The organism is Psychrobacter sp. PL19 (genome assembly GCF_017875835.1).
In the GTDB taxonomy this organism is placed as follows: Bacteria; Pseudomonadota; Gammaproteobacteria; order Pseudomonadales; family Moraxellaceae; genus Psychrobacter.
In genome coordinates, this window is record NZ_JAGING010000001.1 from 163,489 (window position 1) to 182,651 (window position 19,163).

The following is a 19,163-nucleotide window of genomic DNA, read 5'->3' on the forward strand; positions in this document are numbered from 1 at the left end:
GTATTAGTAATAAAGACAGCAAGACTTGATAACATGCCCTAGGTAATAGTATGGGTGGTCACATCTGGTGGCACGTAAGTCATATAGCGATTCATTCTTTTTTCAAACATTCTAAAGCTGAATAAAATGACCCATGACAATAGCAAATAAACGATACCGGCCGCGAAGAACAGCTCCATCAAGGTATAAGTACGCGCACTGATAGTACGCGCCACACCAGTGATGTCCATCAGAGCGATAGTCGAGGCTAGAGCACTACCTTTGAGCATAAAGATCACTTCATTACTATAAGCAGGAATCACAATACCAAAGGCGCGAGGTAAAGTAATCCGTGTGAGCTTCTGCCATTTTGACATACCAATAGCGTCGGCAGCTTCGAGCTCACCAACTGGGATGGTTTGAATGGCGCCGCGGATAATCTCCGCTAAGTAAGCGCTAGTATTCAGAGTAAAGGCAATGATTGCACACCAATAAGCCTGACTGAGCACCGGTTCCCATAAGAATGAGTTACGAACGGCTTCAAACTGCCCAAGTCCGTAATAAATCAAAAATATCTGTACTAGCAGCGGCGTGCCTCGGAAAAAGAAGATATAAAGAAACGGTAAGATCTGTACTAGCCAGCTTTTAGACAAACGCAATTGCGCTAAAATCAAGCCAAAAAATAGCCCAATAATGCCGGAGATGACTACCAGCTGTACGGTCAATACTGCACCGCCTAGTAAGTCTGGGATATGATCAAAAATAACCTGCCAATTCCAATCCATGAGACTCTCCCTACCCTATGGTCGATTGACGGTTGGTTGATTGACGGCTCAGCTTTTTGGCATAGCGCGCTGCTGGATTGGCGCGCCATTCAAGCCACATCATAAAGCCAGTAATGATCATCGTCAGGCCTAAGTAAATAACAGCCGCTGCCATATAAAAGGTAAACGGCTGCTGAGTTGACTGCGCGGCGCGCGATGACTGGTACATAATATCTTTGAGACCGATTACTGATACTAGGGCGGTGTCTTTAAGCAGCACTAAAAACAAGTTACCCAAACCCGGCAAAGCAATTGTCCAAACTTGCGGCAAAGTAATGCGATAAAAAGTCTGCAAAGGACGCATCCCAATGGCTTGTGCCGCTTCACTTTGACCAACCGGAATCTCTTGGATCGACATTCGAAGTATTTCAGTCGCATAAGCACCGAAAGCAATCGATAATGCCATTACCCCACCCCAAAAGGCACTGATCTCGACGTAATTATTATAGCCGAACTTTTTGAGGATGCTCATCAGCAAGATAGAGCCACCGTAATAGATAAACAGCACTAATAGCAATTCAGGAATACCACGCATGGTCGCCGTGTATACAGTCGCAATCTTACGTAGCAACCAAACATTAGACAGCTTGGCAGTGGCACCCAGTAACCCCAAAGCCATACCTATAATTAAGCTGGTCACGGCAAGTTGGATGGTAACGGTAGCGCCGCTCAGTAATAGCGCGCCAAATCCTTGTAAATCAAACACAATGGTCCACTCGATCTCTTTATATTAGCAAGTTAGCGAAATATCAAATAGCAGAATCAGTATTAATAATTTAGCACCGTCTATATAGCGCTGCATATTACCCCTGGGTGTTAGAGCCACGTGTATACTGCCGGTAATTCACGCGGTAACTGATTCGACAAAAATGAGCGCTGATTTTATCATAATCATGCTCAACTATGTTAACGCTTGCACGCAAAAGCTCAGCTTAAAGAGACCCTTATGCTATTAAAAACCACAAAAACCACTTAGATTCGGCAGGATTGGATGGTCAGTTTTGTAACAAAAAAAGGATATCGCTTAGATAGCGATATCCTTTGGTCTGATCATCGGTCTATTTAATAGTCGCTGCTACTGCAAAACCGTGTCTGTGGCAGGGGCTTCATGAGTTGTCGTGGCAGCAATTACTGCGTTGCGGAGACCGGAACGGCAAAGTACTTTTGATTGATTTCATCATAAGTGCCATTGGCTTTTATATTCGCTAACGATTTATTGATCTTTGCTTGTAGCTCATCACCAGGACGTACTGCTATCGCAAAATTATCATTGATATCAATCTCATCCCCTTTCAAAGCATAATTACTGCCTGTGGGCGAGCTAAGCCATTCTATGGCTGGTAGTTTATCAGATATCATAGCATCAACACGGCCTGACTCTAAGTCCAAAAAGGCATTGCTAAGCGTATCGTATAGCTTCATATCTGCTTTTGGATACGCACCTTCCAACCACTGTGAAGAAACCGTAGAACGCTGAGCGGCAATGGATTGCGCATTGATATCGCTGCTATCACTAGGATCGAAACTGCTGTCTTTTTTGGCCAAAAATACTAGGCTATTACTAAAGTACGGATCGGTAAAGCTAACTTGCTGCGCCCGTTCAGGTGTCACTGACATAGCCGCTACAATCGCGTCATATTTGCCGGCTTTGAGACCAGGGATGATACCGTCCCAATCTTGAGCAGTAATCTCACAAGTGACTTGCATGTCAGCACATATAGCGTTGGCCATATCGACATCGAAGCCACCAAGCGTACCATCAGCATTGGTAAAGTTAAAAGGCGCATAAGCCCCTTCTGTGCCGATACGTAACACTTCTTCTGTGGTTACAGCTGTGGCGTCTGTACTAGCAGCAGCATTATCATCAGCGCTATCTTGACCCCCACTACAACCTGCTAACATTAAGATAGCAGCAGTCGCCAGCAATGAAGTCGATCCACGACGGGCTGTTATGAAGTTAGTGTGGGCTATAGTTGGGGCAAAGTTTTTGCTCATGGTCATCCTTGACGTTCTTCCTTAATAAAAGTTTTACTGACGGCTATTGGCTAGCGAGTGCTTAGTAACCAGCTGCTTTGGCTGGTTGTTCTTCAACATTAGCATCATCAACGACCATGACTTCTTTCACGCCAACGGTTGCGACTGCTTTTTGTGCAGCAGCCGTTGAACTGGTGCCAAAGTAGCTGCCAGTGATTTGGTCATACGTGCCGTTGTCTTTTAGCTCAGCCAACGCTTTATTAAATTTAGCAACTAAAGGATCGGCTTTACGGAAAGCAATACCCATCGCATCTTCGTCAGTACTGATCTCTTGACCTTTGACTTCATAGTCCTTACCCGCTTCTGTTTTCAACCAATCAATACCCGTCACTTTGTCCGACATCATCGCACGAACACGACCTGACGTGAGATCTAGATAGGCATTATCTTGGGTATCATAAAGCTTGATATCGGCCTCTGCATGCTCATCTTGCAAGTATTGCGATGCGACGGTTGAGCGCTGTGACGCCACTGGTTGATCTTTTAGACCGTCAACACTGATGTCATCACCTTTTTTGCCAATCAAGATGATGCCAGTATGAAAATAGGGATCGGTGAACTCTACTACTTCTTTGCGTTCCGGGGTAATCGACATACCAGCGATAATGGCATCAAACTTTTGCGCATTTAGACCTGGGATAAGACCGTCCCAATCTTGCGAGATAAGCTCACAATCTGCCTTCATTTGCGCGCATAGGGCGTCGACTAACTCAATTTCATAGCCGATAAGCTTGCCATCAGCATCAGTATAGCTAAAAGGCTTATAGCTGGATTCAGTAGCGATTTTTATTTTCATTGGCGCGGCGTCAGTTGCGGTATCGGCTGCTGCGCTGTCTTCTGGAGTTGAGCTGTTATTACAGCCTGCGAGCATTATTATTGCCGCACTAAGCGGTGCTAGCCATAATGCTTTGGTTTTCATTGATGAGGTCATTGAAATGGTCATATTTGCTATTCCTTAGTATATTTACCAGCAGGGTATTGACTCGCAATTTACTTGTTAAAGTTTGCCTGCTCAAGACGCGCCAGCTCACCGTTACTACGGATTTCGCTAAGGGCTTTATTAAAATCGTCTCTGAGGGGATCACCTTTACGAACAGCAATAGCAATATTGTCATCATTATCAATTTCATCACCCACGATACCAAAACCGTCAGGATTGTCAGCTAACCATGATTTAGCAGAGACTTTCTCGGCCAATACTGCGTTACTACGACCAGATTTTAGATCTAAATAAGCATTGTCATAATTATCATATAACTGCACAGTATTGCCGTCTTTACCTTCATAATTATCTTGTAAGTACGCACCAGGAGTCGTTGAACGTTGACCACCAAGCGTTAGGTCTTTGATCGCCATAGGATCAAAGCTACCCTTGGTATCAGTCAACCACACCATGGTATTAGCAAAATAAGGCTCGGTAAAATCGACCTTTTCTTGACGTTCAGGTGTGATGGACATGCCAGCAACGACTGCGTCGTATTTTTGTGCCAGCAAACCTGGAATAATGCCGTCCCAATCTTGAGCGACAATCTCACATTTGGCTTTCATCTGCTCACATAAGGCATTAGCAACATCGATATCGTAGCCCGCTATACTGCCATCGGCATTGGTATAGTTAAAGGGAGGATAAGCCCCTTCGGTAGCGATACGAATAGTTTTGCCGGCCACGTCTGCAGCAGAAGCATCAGCATCGGTGGCTTCGTTAGCGGGTTGGCTACAGGCACCTAGCGCTAGGGCTGCGGTAATGGTCATCGATGACCACAATAGACGGGAGTTCGACATTGTGCGTTCCTTATTTTCTGATGGGTGTTGCTGATACCTTACCCTCTGAATTCCTTGCCAGACGATAAAATCAGTCAATAAAAAATGAAATAGGGGCTGTTATTAACAGCTTATAATCTTACCGATAATACCTGACTCAAATATCAAAAACAAACGTTTTACATATTGACTGTCATTATCCAGTAATAAAAGGTTACCTTAGCAGTTTAATGGGATTGTTAGAAACGGGTTTGAACAAGATACAAAGTCAGGTTAAGATTGCCTTAACCTCTTAACAGTCCATTAAATATTTACTTTGACTTAATTGCTGATAATGACTGTTTAATCGCTGATGATGGCCAGTTAGCACGTGAAATCAGTCATCTCATCATGACTGCTTTAGTACTCTCAATTTATAGCAGGCGTTTGATGGTAAGCAATTTGTAGCAGGCACTCCACAAAGGTGACTTTATAACAGACCAGCATTTCACAGCAATAGTTTTCTATAGCTCTTTATAATACCAGTCTAGCGATGCGCCGCCATAAAGTCTTTAACACGCTCAGAAGTAGGGTTATCAAAGACTTGTTCAGGTGTGCCCATCTCTTCAATAACACCCTGATGTAAAAATACCACCTGGCTGGACACTTCCCGAGCAAAACGCATCTCGTGGGTGACAATCAGCATGGTACGCCCCTCTTCTGCCAATTCACGCATCACGGCAAGCACTTCATTGACCAGTTCAGGGTCAAGGGCGGAGGTAGGTTCATCGAATAATAATACTTGGGGTTGCATTGCAAGCGCCCGTGCAATCGCTACGCGCTGGCGCTGACCACCAGATAGGTTCGCAGGATAGGCGTCTCTCTTATCGAGCAGACCGACCTTATCAAGCAATTTTTCAGCATCACTAATGGCCTGATCTTTTTTGATTTTTAAAACTTGAGTCGGCCCTTCAATGATGTTTTGTAAAATTGTCTTATGCGGCCATAAGTTAAAGTTTTGGAACACGAAGCCCACGCGCGCGCGCAAGCTCTCTAGCTGCTTGATATCTGCCGCTTGCATCTCACCGGACTTATTAGGCTTTAGTATCAGCTGTTCATTACCGATACTGATACTGCCTTGGGTTGGCTTTTCAAGCAGATTAATACAACGTAATAAAGTGGATTTGCCAGAGCCAGAAGAGCCTAAGATAGAGATCACATCACCATCATAGGCAGTGAGGGACACGCCTTTTAGCACTGCCAATGAGCCGAAGCTTTTATGAACGTCTTGAAGATCTAAGGCGATAGGTCGGGTCGAATTTTTTGCAATATCAAGCATGGTTTAACAGACTTCCAATGAATATGAGTAAAAATATAGAGACAAAAAGGCAAATTCTCTGTCTGTCCTGCTGTTTTGTGCTGGCATCGAATAAGGCTCAGATTGCGCTTACAGCTCTGGGCTTTATTTTATCATCTTAGCGTACTAAGCGTGGTTTTATCTGCTAACTTAGTAAGTTGAAATATATTCTTCGGTTTCAGTACCGTCCAATATTTCAGAATCATCAATAACGACGCCATCTTCAGCAGTAGCCACAGCCACGTCATCATTTGATATCGAGTCAGTAGGGGCATTAGCAGTCACCACGCCGGTAGCTTCTTTCTCTTAAAATTAGTCCCACTATAAAAGTTATATCTTAGAATGCGCCTTATAGAAGATACGAATAGAAGATACGAATGGCCGCCACAAAAGTGCTAAAAACCCGATTGTAAAGGGGTGCTGTTCACAAATTCGTCTTTACTCTTACCCTAATCTCCTCTATGTTAAATAGCATAACGCCATTAAAGGTGTTAATCCTTCCGTTTTTATCAATCATTACTGATATTTGGCACATTTTTCGCCTGTTTGGGCGCTTTTGCTGCATTTAGCAAATTATTTGCCGCCTTTTTATGACACTCTTTATGACACTCTGAAATTTATAAAAAATTTAGAGTGCTCTTTATCGCCCATTTATCCCCATTTATCCCCATTTATCCCCATAAGGAAAATAATTTATGAGCCAATCAGATACCACCGACATTACCGCTTATATGCAAACCGTTGGTCAGCAAGCACGTGCGGCCTCTCGTGCCCTCGCTGCTGCCAATACCAGTGCTAAAAACTCAGCACTCATGACCATTCATGATGAATTAGTCAGTGCCAAGCAGGATATTTTATCGGCTAATAAGACTGATATGGATAACGGCCAAAAGAATAATCTTGATGCCGCATTACTTGATCGCTTAGAGCTTAATGATGAGCGCTTTGATGGCATGCTCCAAGGTCTTAAAGACGTCTCAACGCTACCGGATCCTATCGGCGAAGTCACTGATATGACTTTTCAGCCGTCAGGAATTCATTTAGGTAAAATGCGTGTGCCTCTCGGCGTGGTTGGTATGATTTATGAGTCGCGTCCCAACGTGACCTTAGAAGCCGCATCACTAGCGCTCAAATCTGGCAATGCCATTATTTTGCGCGGTGGTTCTGAAGCGTTTGAGTCTAACCAGGCAATTGCTAAATGTATCCACCGCGGTCTAAAAAACGCCGGATTACCTGAGCATAGCGTTCAAGTACTACAAACCACTGATCGCGCTGCGGTTGGCGAATTGATTACTATGACAGCATACGTTGATGTGATTGTGCCACGTGGCGGTAAAGGCTTGATTGCACGCATTAGCCGTGATGCAAAAGTGCCCGTCATTAAGCATCTAGATGGTAACTGTCATACCTTCATCGATCGCGATGCCGAACCAAAAATTGCTATCGAAGTCAGTGTCAATGCCAAGACCCATCGTTATGGCACCTGTAATACTATGGAGACCTTATTAGTTGATGAAGCAATTGCCAATGAATTATTGCCACAAATTGCTGAAGCCATAATAAAAGCGGATGATGCCATGCAACTGCGTCTCGATGACAAATCGCAAGCGATTCTGAATGACAATGCCAAGCTTAAAGGTCATCTATCAGCCGCAACTGAAGAAGACTGGGATACCGAATATTTAGCACCAATACTGGCTGTTAAAATCGTTAGCGGCCTAGATGAAGCAATCGAACATATCAATACCCATGGTAGCCAACATACTGACGTGATTATTACCGATAACTACAGCAAGTCGCAACGCTTCATCCGTGAAGTGGACTCAGCGAGCGTCATGATTAACGCCTCAAGTCGCTTTGCTGATGGTTTTGAATATGGACTCGGCGCTGAGATTGGTATTTCAACAGACAAAATTCACGCCCGTGGTCCAGTGGGACTTGAAGGTCTGACTTCACAAAAATGGATTGTCTATGGTCATGGCGAAACCCGTGCTTAATAGTGGATGATGTACACATCAGCCAAGACAGTCATAGATAATATAGACTCAGTCTAAAACAAGTAATACTACAACGTCAGCATCCGTGCTGGCGTTTTTTTATGCGCAAACTGCCACTTTTAAATAGGAAAGAAAAACATATAATCACCAGTAGAAATTCTAGAAATTGTATATTTTTTAACCGCTAATCATTACAATAGCCGCACTAAATTGAATGTACGCCAAAACAATTCATTTTAGCTACTTATTACAACAATATGAATTTGGGATAAGACTGATTCTATCCTAAATTTAGGTTAATTTATATTTATAAGAAGGATCAACCTATGGAAGTTACGCTAAATGGCTATTACACACTGATACTTGCAACATTAGTGCTGTTACTTGGACGTTTTATGGTTAAGAGAATTAAGTTCTTAGAGGACTTTAATATTCCAGAGCCAGTTGCGGGTGGTTTAGTTGCTGCAGTTGTTGTCTATGCCCTTAACTTCATTTGGGGCTATAGCTTTAACTTTCACCAAGGATTACAAACGGCTACCATGTTGATGTTTTTTGCATCTATTGGATTAAGTGCTGATTTTGGTAGGCTTAAAGCAGGTGGTACGCCGTTATTGATTTTTACCATCGTGGTATCCGTCTTTATTGTCTTGCAAGATGTCGTTGGCGTGGCAATGGCCAGCGCACTTGGACTTGATCCTCTACTCGGACTAGTAACAGGTTCTATTGCTCTAACTGGTGGACACGGCACGGCAGGAGCGTGGGGCGTGGTATTAGAAGAGCAGTACGGTGTGGTTGGAGCGACGACATTAGGTATCGCGGTTGCAACCTACGGATTGGTAGCGGGCGGGATCGTTGGCGGCCCTGTTGCTCGCAGATTGATCAAAAATCTTGGCCTAACCCCCACACCAGACAATCCAAACCCGAGTGAGGTGGAAAAACTCGCTGCTGAGCAGTCGCTGTATAGTACCAAACATAGCGAAGATAGTGATCATAGACAAGAAGAGATGTTTGAAAAACCTGATAACATTCGCCTGATTACCGCTTCTTCTACCATTGAAACCTTAGCCTTATTTGCGGCGGCTCTAGCTTTTGCAGACATAATGACCCTAATTGCAGCAGGCACTGCGTTTGAATTGCCCACCTTTGTCTGGGCATTAGCAGGCGGTGTGATTATTCGTAACTCCTTGACCATAGCTTTTGATTTTGACATGTTTGACCGTGCTATTGATGTAATCGGTAATGCTTCTTTGAGTCTGTTTTTGGCGATGGCATTGTTGTCGTTGAAACTGTGGGAGTTGACTGAACTGGCAGGCCCTGTGTTAATTATCTTGCTGGTGCAAACATTCGTTATGATTCTATATGTTTACTTTATAACCTTTAGAGTCATGGGCAAAAATTATGATGCCGCTGTGTTGTCAGCCGGCCATTGCGGCTTCGGGATGGGTGCAACCCCAACCGCTATTGCTAATATGCAGGCAGTAACCGACCGCTATCTGCCCTCGCCTAAGGCGTTTTTGATTGTACCAATGGTTGGTGCCTTCTTTGTCGATATCGTCAACGCTACTGTGTTGCAAATATTCACTAAATTGCCGTTTATGTAAGCCGATAATGCAATCGAATTAGATTGAAACAAGTGAGACACAAAAAAACCGCCTAGCATAAGCTAAGCGGTTTTTATTTTTCAGTCTGACTGAATTTTATGAAGGCTAATTTCTAGCTTATTAGACAGCTGCTTTCTGGTTTTTAGCATAAACCGGTTTTTTAGCACAAATAGCTTCAACCTTTTTGCGGGTATCGGCAATCACTTGCTCATCACCACGGCTATCGATAACATCACAGATCCAGTTAGCCAACTCTGACACGTCTTGTTCATCAAAGCCGCGAGTCGTTACTGCTGGTGTACCGATACGGATACCAGAAGTCACGAACGGAGATTTTGGATCATTGGGTACAGCGTTTTTATTGACCGTAATATGCGCATCACCCAACCATTTGTCCGCTTCTTTACCTGTCAATTCTTGCTTGACCAAGCTGATAAGCATTAGATGGTTTTCAGTGCCGCCAGAGATGATGTCATAGCCGCGTTCTTGAATGATGGTAGCCATTGCTTGGGCATTTTTAACCACTTGCTGCTGATAAGTCTTAAAGTTATCTTCTAAAGCTTCTTTAAAGCAGATCGCTTTAGCAGCGATAACATGCATCAACGGGCCACCTTGGTTGCCAGGGAATACCGCTGAGTTTATTTTTTTCGCAAGTTTTTCATCACGAGAAAGAATCATACCTGAGCGTGGGCCACGTAGCGTTTTATGCGTGGTGGTAGTCACTACGTCTGCAAACGGTACTGGATTGGGATAAACGCCAGTCGCAGCAAGACCAGCTATGTGCGCCATATCCACCAGTAAGTACGCGCCAATTTCGTCAGCGATATCACGGAAACGCTGCCAATCGACAACTTGTGAATACGCTGAAAAACCAGCAATAATCATCTTAGGCTTGTGCTCACGCGCTAAGCTATCAACTTGATCATAATCAATCAGACCCGTTTCTTCAACCAAACCATATTGTGCGGCGTTATAGTTGATACCTGAGAAGTTAATGTGTGCGCCATGAGTCAAGTGACCACCCGCATCAAGGCTCATGCCAAGAATAGTGTCATTGGCTTCAAGAAGTGCTAGGAATACGGCTGAGTTCGCTTGGCTACCTGAGTGCGGCTGGACGTTTACATACTCTGCGCCAAACAATTCTTTGGCACGGTCAATGGCCAATTGCTCAACGACGTCTACATGCTCACAACCACCATAATAACGCTTGCCTGGATAACCTTCTGCATATTTATTGGTTAAATCAGTACCCTGTGCTTCCATCACCGCTTGTGAGCAGTAGTTTTCTGAGGCAATCAGCTCAATATGATTCTCTTGACGAACGCTTTCAGCTGCCATTGCTTCAGCAAGTACGGGATCATATTCCTTAATTGATATATCTTTAAACATATTCATGTCCTATATAGTGACTGTTATTAGAAGGGCTTTATTAGCATAAAGCGATGACAATAAATTTATGGAATAGCGATATTAAAAGAGAGCAGCCTATAATCAGCTCACCGTACTCAGCAATAGATTGGATACGATCCTGCATCTTAATTTTTGCTGTAAAACCAGTGTACCATGAAACTTTATGTTACGGACGCAAAAAACGCTCACCTTAGCTTGAGTAGGCTGCACGGTGATATTTTATCGATATAAATAAATATAAATCAGCAACTTACGAATATAAATCGTGGCTGATACCTGTAGAACACTATTATAGTTATTTTATTGAGCAGCTAATAATAACAGCAAGTCAAAAAATATCTAGCTACTTGGTCAACTATTTAGGCTCAACAATAAAAGGGCTAAATCTCCAGCAGCTTTTGGTAGAATTGCGGCAAGAAAGTCTCACTGATCAATAATTTGCGACCATACCAATCATAACGCGTTTGTCGTTGCCAACCCTTAGTAGTATGACAAATAAAACGTTGATTGGGCAAGGTGCGGCAGCGCTTAAACAATACATAGCCAATAGGTGTGCCTTTTAACTGTTGTAAACGGCGTGCACACCCTTGCAAGCTAGCTAATGGGAAGATGCTTTGGGCCCATACCCAGGGTAGTTCATCATTACCATATAACTGCGCTTCGCGCACCCATGCCAGCAGCGGACGGTTAAGCGCTGAACCCTGCAACCCTAATTGCCGTTTCTGAGTCAGCGACAGCACTCGATAGCCTTCAAAGCTACGTTGTACTCTTAAAGGCTGTCCCGCTTGTACTTCTAGTACTGCGGTCAAAGATCCTTCAGTATTGAGCCATGATAACAACTCTAAAGGTAGATGATTTTTGAGCGCACAAGAAGGTTTGAAGTTAGACATAGTTAAGGGCTAAATATCATTAAGAGTGAGACTACATATTTGGGAAATAACCGCTAAGCATTTACATCAAAATCAGGCATATTATCCACGTTAAATGGCAGTGCCTCATGAGCTTGCTGACGGTACTGCGCCATACGCATACGATCTTCGCTACAAAAATTTGCAATCGCCGGTACAAAGCGCGGATCATAAATACGGTGTAAGGAATGGGTCTTGGTAGGGATAAAACCACGAATCAGCTTATGCTCACCTTGGGTGCCTGGATCAAAATAAGTTAACCCCTGTTCAATGGCAAACTCAATCCCTTGATAGTAGCACAGTTCAAAATGTAGACTGTCATACTCGCCAAGCGCGCCCCAGTAACGACCATATAAAGTAGCCGTTGATGATTCGTCCTTAGATTCAGGAACATCATATAAGAACAAACTACTGGCGATAATCTCACCATTGCTATCAAACGCCTGCGCTAGGAACAGATGTTCAGGCATGCTTTGTGCCAATGCCATGAAGAAATCTATGCTTAGATAAGGCTGTTGCCCCCTTACTGCATAAGTCATCACATAACAATGGTAAAACGCTTTCCAATCTGCATCAGTAATATCATCACCGCATTTGCGATAGCATATGATACCTTGCTCAGCGACCTTTCTACGCTCAGCACGAATAGTTTTACGCTTTTTCGCCTTCAAGGTCATCAAAAAGTCATCAAAGTCTGTAAAAGGTTGCTCGCCTTCAGTCAAGTTCTTATTTTGCCACAAGAACTGACAGCCTTGGCGCTCAAGCATTGGTGTATTTAGAGAGGCCTTATCTAATCCGGCATTGCGGCCTTGTATTATATTATCTATCTCGTCAGTGCTAGGTATAATAGGCGTTTCTGCGGTCGCAAGTTTGGCGAGCTTAGGCGTGACGAACAAACCATGCCAGCCTGATGCGCCTACTTGCTGCGCAATGTCATCGACTCCTGCAATCGCCGTTTGGATAATATTGTCACTAAGGCTTTCACCTTGCACCAACCAAAACCGCTCGCCGGTGACTGGCGTGTAGGGGGCGCTAGTCACCAACCTTGGATAATAATCAATACCGTAACGTGCATAAGCTTCCGCCCATGAATGATCAAAGACAAACTCACCTTGGTGATGGCCTTTTACGAACACAGGCATCACAGCAACAGGCTGCATGAGCGCTGTATCATCCTTATTATCGCTATTATTACTACTATTATCTATGGCCGCATCCGTATCGGCATCTACTTCGTTTTGGCGATACACCAATACAAAAATAGGCAACCAGCCTGCCTGCTCACCAATGGCACCAGTGTCACTCAATGCTTGCCAAAAGGCAAAAGACATAAAAGGGGTATCAGGGGTCTGCCATTCGGCGCGTTTCTGCCAGCTCATATCACCGACTAGTGCGTACTGTAAACTCATAGTCATATCACTCATTACCGCTATATTATTAATTCTTTAATTATCCATTAGACTAACAAATTTCGGTCAAGCTGCTGTCACAATTTGCAAAAATAAGCTGGATTTTTAGCTTAAATACAAGCAGATTAACCTTGAATCATTATTTGTCATATCAGGGAGGCGTATAGGTCTACTTTACCGACTATTCAGCTCGGTGCAGCTGCTAATGAAGCGTCGACTATAAATGATTGTACTTATCTGGGCATGCACAATTATGTTCAAAAAAACAGTGCGAGTATGCAAAGGATGTTATTTACCCTAGATGACTGATGGGATAATGCTTTTGATAGCTTAATATAATTTGTATACATAATAAACGAGAAAAAATAGTACAATTGGTTCATCATACGATATTGACATCGCATCGGCTTTATAGGTAGTTAACTATAATACACCGTCAGCAACTCAATTTTTAGGTCGTTTAGACGCTATAGTCAAAGTGCCTTATTATAGCGACCGTTAACGCCAGCTAACGAAAGACCAGCTAACGAAAGACCAGTCAACGAAACAAGCTAAGCAGCCTCAAAGCTCTCCAAGAGACTACCCATCATGTATTTGATTTAACCACATAGCCCATTATTGTATGAGGGCTGTCTAGAACTATTGAATTATTTTTGAGCCTTATTATTAATAACAACTATTAGCGATGACCAAAACTATAACTCCAAGGAAAGCCCTACTAATGTCAAAGATTATTTATACAAAAACTGACGAAGCCCCAGCGCTCGCGACCCTATCATTTTTGCCTATCGTTAAGGCTTTTACCCAAACTGCAGGAATCACTATTGAAACCGCTGATATTTCTTTAGCTGGACGAATTATTGCTTTATTCTCAGATTTTTTACCCGAAGAACAACGTATCCCTAGCGCATTCGTCGCATTAAGTGAACTGGTAAAAAAACCTCGAGCAAACATCATCAAATTGCCTAATATCAGTGCCTCTATCCCTCAGCTAAAGGCAGCAATTAAAGAGTTGCAAGATAAAGGCTATGCCTTACCTGATTATCCAGATCATCCAGAAACGGATAAAGAAAAAGACGCTCGTATTCGTTATGACAAAATTAAAGGTAGTGCTATCAACCCGGTTCTACGTGAGGGTAATTCTGATAGACGAGCGCCAAAAGCGGTTAAAGCTTACGCCAGAAGAAACCCACATTCAATGGGTGCATGGAGCCCAGACTCTAAGTCTCATGTGGCGACGATGAGCCATGGCGACTTTGCTGATACTGAAGAATCAGTGACTATAGATAAAGCGACTGAGTACCGTATTGAGTTTACCGCCGATGATGGCAGTGTTACTGAGTTAAAAGCGCCAGCGCCTTTACTGGCTGGTGAAGTCATTGATGCCGCTATACTGAGTCATGATGCGTTAATTAATTTTTTTGAAGAACAGGTCAAGGATGCCAAAGAGTCTGATGTCTTATTCTCATTGCATCTAAAAGCCACCATGATGAAGGTTTCTGATCCTATTATCTTCGGCGAAGCGGTGAAAATTTTCTTTAAAGCGCTATTTGCTAAGCATGGTGATACTTTTAGAGCGCTGGACGTCAATGTCAATAATGGTTTTAGTCATTTACTCTCTAAATTAGCAGAGTTGCCTGAAGAAAAACGTAAAGAAATCGAAGCCGATATTCAGAGCATCTATGAGAGTAACCCAGATCTTGCCATGGTCAATTCAGACAAAGGCATTACCAACCTGCATGTACCCAGTGATGTGATTGTCGATGCGTCAATGCCAGCGATGATTCGCAGCTCAGGTAAAATGTGGGGCGCTGATAATCAGCTGCACGATACCAAAGCGGTTATCCCTGATAGTAGCTACGCGTGCATCTATGATGAAACCATTAAATTCTGTAAAGAACACGGCGCGTTCGATCCCACTACCATGGGTTCAGTACCTAATGTGGGCTTAATGGCGCAAAAAGCGGAAGAATACGGCTCGCATGATAAAACCTTCCTAATACCCTCTGCTGGTAAGGTGCAAGTTCTCGATAGTGATAACAATGTGTTAACCGAGCATACGGTAAAAGCTGAAGATATCTGGCGTATGAACCAGGCAAAAGATGCACCGATCCAAGACTGGGTTAAATTAGCCGTCACTCGTGCCCGTGCGAGTAATATACCGACTGTTTTCTGGTTGGATAAAAATCGTCCACACCATGCAGAATTAATCAAGAAGGTAGAACATTATCTAAAAGATCATGACACTAGCGGCTTAGATATTCGTATCATGCCGGTTAGAGAAGCCACTCGTCTTACTTTAGAGCGCTTAAAAGAAGGCAAAGACACCATCTCAGTCACCGGTAACGTACTGCGTGATTACCTCACTGATTTATTCCCAATTTTAGAGCTAGGAACCAGTGCAAAAATGCTCTCCATTGTCCCACTCATGAATGGTGGTGGCTTGTTTGAGACTGGTGCCGGCGGCTCAGCCCCTAAGCTCGTTGAGCAACTGTTAGAGGAAAACCACTTACGTTGGGACTCATTAGGTGAGTTTTTAGCCTTGGCGGTATCTTTGGAGCACTTGGCAACTCACGAACGCAATGCCAAAGCGCAAATATTGGCAGATACCCTGGATACGGCAACCGAAAAACTATTATTGAATAACAAGTCGCCAGCACGTAAAACAGGTGAGTTAGACAACCGTGGTAGTCATTTTTATCTAGCCATGTACTGGGCCGAAGAATTGGCTGCACAAAATGACGATAAGGAGCTGAAAGAGAAATTTGCGCCACTTGCTAAAAAACTAGCCAGCAATGAAGACGCCATTGTCAAAGAGCTGAACGACGCTCAAGGCGGACCGGTAGATATCAATGGCTACTATTTCTTTGATAAAAAATTAGCTGAAAATGTTATGCGTCCAAGTAAACTATTCAACGAAACCATCGCTTCTTTATAACTTTGGCAGCGTTTTAACTGGACTCAATTAACTGAGCTTAGCTGATGGGGCTTAAGCAATTTTAAGCTTATAAAAAAACACCTCAACGCTCTAAGGCTGTTGGGGTGTGTTTGATTGCAACACATCTTTGTTGGTAGCTTTATTATCTGTTCTATTATTTCTGTCTAAAAAGCAGTGCTTGTATGGAAAAGATGATATTTATGCTGATGACTGGTAGAATAAGCCTCGTAATACTTTAATATAATTCACAGACATGAGAAACAAGCAAAAACGGGTCACCTAGTTCATTGTGCGAGATTGACATCGTATCAGATTTATAGTGAGTTAACTAAAGACGCTGTCCGCCATTCACTTTCAAACAGTGTAGACCATATAAGTAAAGTGCCTTATTCTAGTTCTAGCGAATTCTAGTTCTAGCGAATTCTAGCGAAATTTAACGCCAGTTCTAGCAAGGGTTAAGGTCAGCTAACGAAAGACCAGTCAACGAAGCAGACTCGAAACTCTCCAAGAGACTATCAATAATGTACTTGATCTAACCACATAGCCCATTATTGCATAAAGGCTGTCTAGAACTATTGAATTATATTTGAGCCTTATTAACGATAACCCAAAGGAATGTCATACTACAATGTCAAAAATTATTTATACAAAAACTGACGAAGCCCCAGCGCTAGCGACCTTATCATTCTTGCCTATTGTTAAAGCGTTTACCCAAACCGCAGGAATTGCTATTGAAACCACTGATATCTCAGTTGCCGCGCGAGTGTTGGCTGAATTTCCTGAATATTTAAGTGAAGAACAACGCGTTCCTAACAATTTAGCTGAGCTTGGTCGTCTTACGCAGGATCCAAACACCAATATTATTAAACTGCCAAATATTAGTGCTTCTGTCCAGCAGCTTAGAGCCGCAATTAAAGAATTGCAAAGCAAGGGCTACGCGATACCTGATTTTCCAGACGAGCCAAAAACTGATGAAGAAAAAGAAATTAGTCAGCGCTATGGTAAGAGCCTAGGCAGTTCGGTTAACCCTGTTTTGCGTGAAGGTAACTCAGACCGCCGTGCACCGAAAGCAGTTAAGAATTTTGCTCGTAAGCACCCGCATTCTATGGGTGAATGGAAACAATGGTCACAGACACACGTATCGCACATGCACAATGGTGATTTCTATGCTGGCGAGCAATCTATTACTTTAGATAAAGCGCGTAGCGTACGTATGGAGCGTGTGGCTGAAGATGGCACTATCAATGTCTTCAAATCGGGGATTTCTTTGCTTGATAAAGAAGTCATCGACCTGATGTTCATGAGCAAACAAGCGTTACTTGAATTTTATGAGCGTGAAATGGAAGATTGCCGCGAAGCCGGCATTTTGTTTTCACTGCATGTAAAAGCCACCATGATGAAAGTATCGCATCCTATCGTATTTGGGCATGCGGTCAAAACATATTATAAAGATGCCTTCAATAAACATGGCGCTTTCTTTGACGAGTTAGGTATTAACGTTAATAACGGCATGGCAAGTTTGTATGAAAAAATTGCCGAGCTACCAGCCAGTAAGCGTGAAGAAATTGAACGCGATTTACATGCATGCCAAGTACATCGCCCACGCCTTGCGATGGTTGATTCATCGAAAGGTATCACCAACTTCCATTCACCAAGTGACGTTATTGTAGATGCGTCTATGCCTGCTATGATTCGTTCAGGTGGTAAAATGTGGGGCGCTGATGGAAAAATGTATGACTGTAAAGCCGTTATGCCTGAGTCTACATTTGCGCGTATCTATCAAGAAATGATTAACTTCTGTAAGTGGCATGGCAATTTTGACCCAACCACGATGGGCACTGTCCCTAACGTTGGCTTGATGGCACAAAAAGCAGAAGAATATGGTTCGCATGATAAAACGTTCGAAGCCAGCGATTCGGGTATGGCTCGTATTGTTGACGAAGAAACCGATGAAGTCTTGCTTGAGCAGCTTGTTGAAAAAGGTGATATTTGGCGCATGTGTCAAGTCAAAGACGAGCCTATCCAAGATTGGGTTAAACTTGCCGTGCGCCGTGCACGCGAATCAGATACCCCAGTTATCTTTTGGTTAGACCCTTACCGTCCACACGAAAATGAATTGATCAAAAAAGTTAACACCTACTTAAAAGATCATGATACCAAAGGCCTGCACATTGAAATTATGTCACAGGTTCGTGCGATGCGTTACACCTTAGAGCGCGTGGCTCGCGGTCTTGATACCATCTCTGCTACCGGTAATATTTTAAGAGACTATCTAACTGACTTATTCCCAATTTTAGAGTTAGGAACCAGTGCTAAAATGCTGTCAGTGGTACCACTAATGAAAGGCGGTGGTTTGTTTGAAACGGGCGCTGGTGGTTCTGCACCTAAGCACGTGCAACAGTTATTAGAAGAAAACCATTTACGTTGGGATTCATTAGGTGAGTTTTTAGCCTTAACGGTATCTTTGGAGCATTTGGCAACTCACGACGATAACACCAAAGCTCAAGTATTGGCAGATACGCTTGATACGGCGACAGAAAAACTATTATTGAATAACAAAGGCCCATCACGTAAAACTGGTGAGATAGACAACCGTGGTAGTCACTTCTATCTGGCCATGTACTGGGCTCAGGAGCTAGCCGAGCAAGACCAAGACGCTGATCTTAAAGCACAGTTTGCACCACTTGCGCAAAATCTTGCAAGTAATGAAGACGCTATTGTTAAAGAATTTAATGAAGCTCAAGGTAAGCCTGTGGATATCAAAGGCTACTACTTAGCTGATGAAAAACTAGCTGAGCAAGTTATGCGTCCAAGTACTTTATTCAATGACGCGATAGCATCGTTGTAGTTTTGCTTAAGTCATTTTGCTTAAGTCATTTTGCTTAAGTCATTTTGCTTGAGTAGTTACGCTTAGATAGCTGTGCGTAACTACTTGGGCTTAAATAACTTTAAGCCTATAAAAAAAC

At 43.2% G+C, this 19,163-nt stretch carries 14 protein-coding genes; 4 read left to right on the forward strand and 10 right to left on the reverse strand.

Annotated features, from left to right (window positions below):
- Positions 1-38: 38 nt before the first annotated feature.
- The 7 genes from H4W00_RS00635 to H4W00_RS00665 all read right to left on the reverse strand — a co-directional run bounded on the left by H4W00_RS00635 (position 39) and on the right by H4W00_RS00665 (position 6,222).
- Entirely contained in the window at positions 39-764 is a 726-nt protein-coding gene (locus H4W00_RS00635) for an ABC transporter permease (protein ID WP_209955461.1), read from the reverse strand.
- 10 nt (positions 765-774) lie between these two features.
- Complete coding sequence (locus tag H4W00_RS00640) at positions 775-1,509, reverse strand: ABC transporter permease (RefSeq protein ID WP_209955463.1); 735 nt, start codon at positions 1,507-1,509, stop codon at positions 775-777.
- Between the two features lie 422 nt (positions 1,510-1,931).
- Positions 1,932-2,705, reverse strand: a complete 774-nt coding sequence (locus tag H4W00_RS00645) for a transporter substrate-binding domain-containing protein (RefSeq protein ID WP_327192891.1) — start codon at positions 2,703-2,705, stop codon at positions 1,932-1,934.
- 154 nt (positions 2,706-2,859) lie between these two features.
- A complete protein-coding gene (locus H4W00_RS00650) occupies positions 2,860-3,780 on the reverse strand; it encodes a transporter substrate-binding domain-containing protein (RefSeq protein WP_209955467.1) in 921 nt (306 codons plus the stop codon).
- 47 nt (positions 3,781-3,827) lie between these two features.
- The gene (locus H4W00_RS00655) at positions 3,828-4,619 is read right to left on the reverse strand and encodes a transporter substrate-binding domain-containing protein (protein WP_209955469.1); all 792 of its coding nucleotides are present in this window, start codon (positions 4,617-4,619) and stop codon (positions 3,828-3,830) included.
- 505 nt (positions 4,620-5,124) lie between these two features.
- Positions 5,125-5,916, reverse strand: coding sequence for an ABC transporter ATP-binding protein (locus H4W00_RS00660; protein WP_209955471.1), 792 nt, complete (start codon positions 5,914-5,916; stop codon positions 5,125-5,127).
- A gap of 168 nt (positions 5,917-6,084) precedes the next feature.
- Positions 6,085-6,222, reverse strand: a complete 138-nt coding sequence (locus tag H4W00_RS00665) for a hypothetical protein (protein ID WP_209955473.1) — start codon at positions 6,220-6,222, stop codon at positions 6,085-6,087.
- Positions 6,223-6,629: 407 nt separating this feature from the next.
- Between H4W00_RS00665 and H4W00_RS00670 the strand changes: the two genes are divergently transcribed.
- Positions 6,630-7,931 (forward strand): glutamate-5-semialdehyde dehydrogenase, encoded by a 1,302-nt coding sequence (locus H4W00_RS00670; RefSeq protein WP_209955475.1) that lies wholly within the window; start codon positions 6,630-6,632, stop codon positions 7,929-7,931.
- A gap of 326 nt (positions 7,932-8,257) precedes the next feature.
- Positions 8,258-9,532 (forward strand): sodium/glutamate symporter, encoded by a 1,275-nt coding sequence (locus tag H4W00_RS00675; RefSeq protein ID WP_209955477.1) that lies wholly within the window; start codon positions 8,258-8,260, stop codon positions 9,530-9,532.
- A 120-nt stretch (positions 9,533-9,652) separates the two neighbouring features.
- Here the strand turns inward: H4W00_RS00675 and glyA are convergent, their stop codons facing one another.
- The 3 genes from glyA to H4W00_RS00690 form a co-directional block, all read right to left on the reverse strand.
- On the reverse strand, positions 9,653-10,921 hold the full coding sequence (gene glyA, locus H4W00_RS00680) for a serine hydroxymethyltransferase (RefSeq protein WP_209955479.1): 1,269 nt from the start codon (positions 10,919-10,921) through the stop codon (positions 9,653-9,655).
- Between the two features lie 401 nt (positions 10,922-11,322).
- On the reverse strand, positions 11,323-11,832 hold the full coding sequence (locus H4W00_RS00685; RefSeq protein WP_209955480.1) for a chorismate--pyruvate lyase family protein: 510 nt from the start codon (positions 11,830-11,832) through the stop codon (positions 11,323-11,325).
- A 53-nt stretch (positions 11,833-11,885) separates the two neighbouring features.
- Entirely contained in the window at positions 11,886-13,259 is a 1,374-nt protein-coding gene (locus tag H4W00_RS00690; protein ID WP_209955482.1) for a GNAT family N-acetyltransferase, read from the reverse strand.
- A 721-nt stretch (positions 13,260-13,980) separates the two neighbouring features.
- Between H4W00_RS00690 and H4W00_RS00695 the strand changes: the two genes are divergently transcribed.
- Positions 13,981-16,197 carry an NADP-dependent isocitrate dehydrogenase gene (locus H4W00_RS00695; RefSeq protein WP_209955484.1) on the forward strand — a complete coding sequence of 739 codons (2,217 nt, stop codon included), beginning with the start codon at positions 13,981-13,983 and terminating at the stop codon, positions 16,195-16,197.
- Positions 16,198-16,825: 628 nt separating this feature from the next.
- On the forward strand, positions 16,826-19,045 hold the full coding sequence (locus tag H4W00_RS00700; RefSeq protein WP_209955486.1) for an NADP-dependent isocitrate dehydrogenase: 2,220 nt from the start codon (positions 16,826-16,828) through the stop codon (positions 19,043-19,045).
- Positions 19,046-19,163: the final 118 nt, after the last annotated feature.

What these genes read in the sequence shown, in the direction of transcription:
- H4W00_RS00655 (WP_209955469.1), bottom strand. Translation starts at nt 4,619, where the DNA reads ATGTCGAACTCCCGTCTATTGTGGTCATCGATGACCATTACCGCAGCC.
- H4W00_RS00645 (WP_327192891.1), bottom strand. Translation starts at nt 2,705, where the DNA reads ATGTTAGCAGGTTGTAGTGGGGGTCAAGATAGCGCTGATGATAATGCT.
- H4W00_RS00675 (WP_209955477.1), top strand. Translation starts at nt 8,258, where the DNA reads ATGGAAGTTACGCTAAATGGCTATTACACACTGATACTTGCAACATTA.
- H4W00_RS00670 (WP_209955475.1), top strand. Translation starts at nt 6,630, where the DNA reads ATGAGCCAATCAGATACCACCGACATTACCGCTTATATGCAAACCGTT.
- H4W00_RS00650 (WP_209955467.1), bottom strand. Translation starts at nt 3,780, where the DNA reads ATGACCATTTCAATGACCTCATCAATGAAAACCAAAGCATTATGGCTA.
- glyA (WP_209955479.1), bottom strand. Translation starts at nt 10,921, where the DNA reads ATGTTTAAAGATATATCAATTAAGGAATATGATCCCGTACTTGCTGAA.
- H4W00_RS00635 (WP_209955461.1), bottom strand. Translation starts at nt 764, where the DNA reads ATGGATTGGAATTGGCAGGTTATTTTTGATCATATCCCAGACTTACTA.
- H4W00_RS00660 (WP_209955471.1), bottom strand. Translation starts at nt 5,916, where the DNA reads ATGCTTGATATTGCAAAAAATTCGACCCGACCTATCGCCTTAGATCTT.
- H4W00_RS00695 (WP_209955484.1), top strand. Translation starts at nt 13,981, where the DNA reads ATGTCAAAGATTATTTATACAAAAACTGACGAAGCCCCAGCGCTCGCG.
- H4W00_RS00685 (WP_209955480.1), bottom strand. Translation starts at nt 11,832, where the DNA reads ATGTCTAACTTCAAACCTTCTTGTGCGCTCAAAAATCATCTACCTTTA.
- H4W00_RS00690 (WP_209955482.1), bottom strand. Translation starts at nt 13,259, where the DNA reads ATGAGTTTACAGTACGCACTAGTCGGTGATATGAGCTGGCAGAAACGC.
- H4W00_RS00700 (WP_209955486.1), top strand. Translation starts at nt 16,826, where the DNA reads ATGTCAAAAATTATTTATACAAAAACTGACGAAGCCCCAGCGCTAGCG.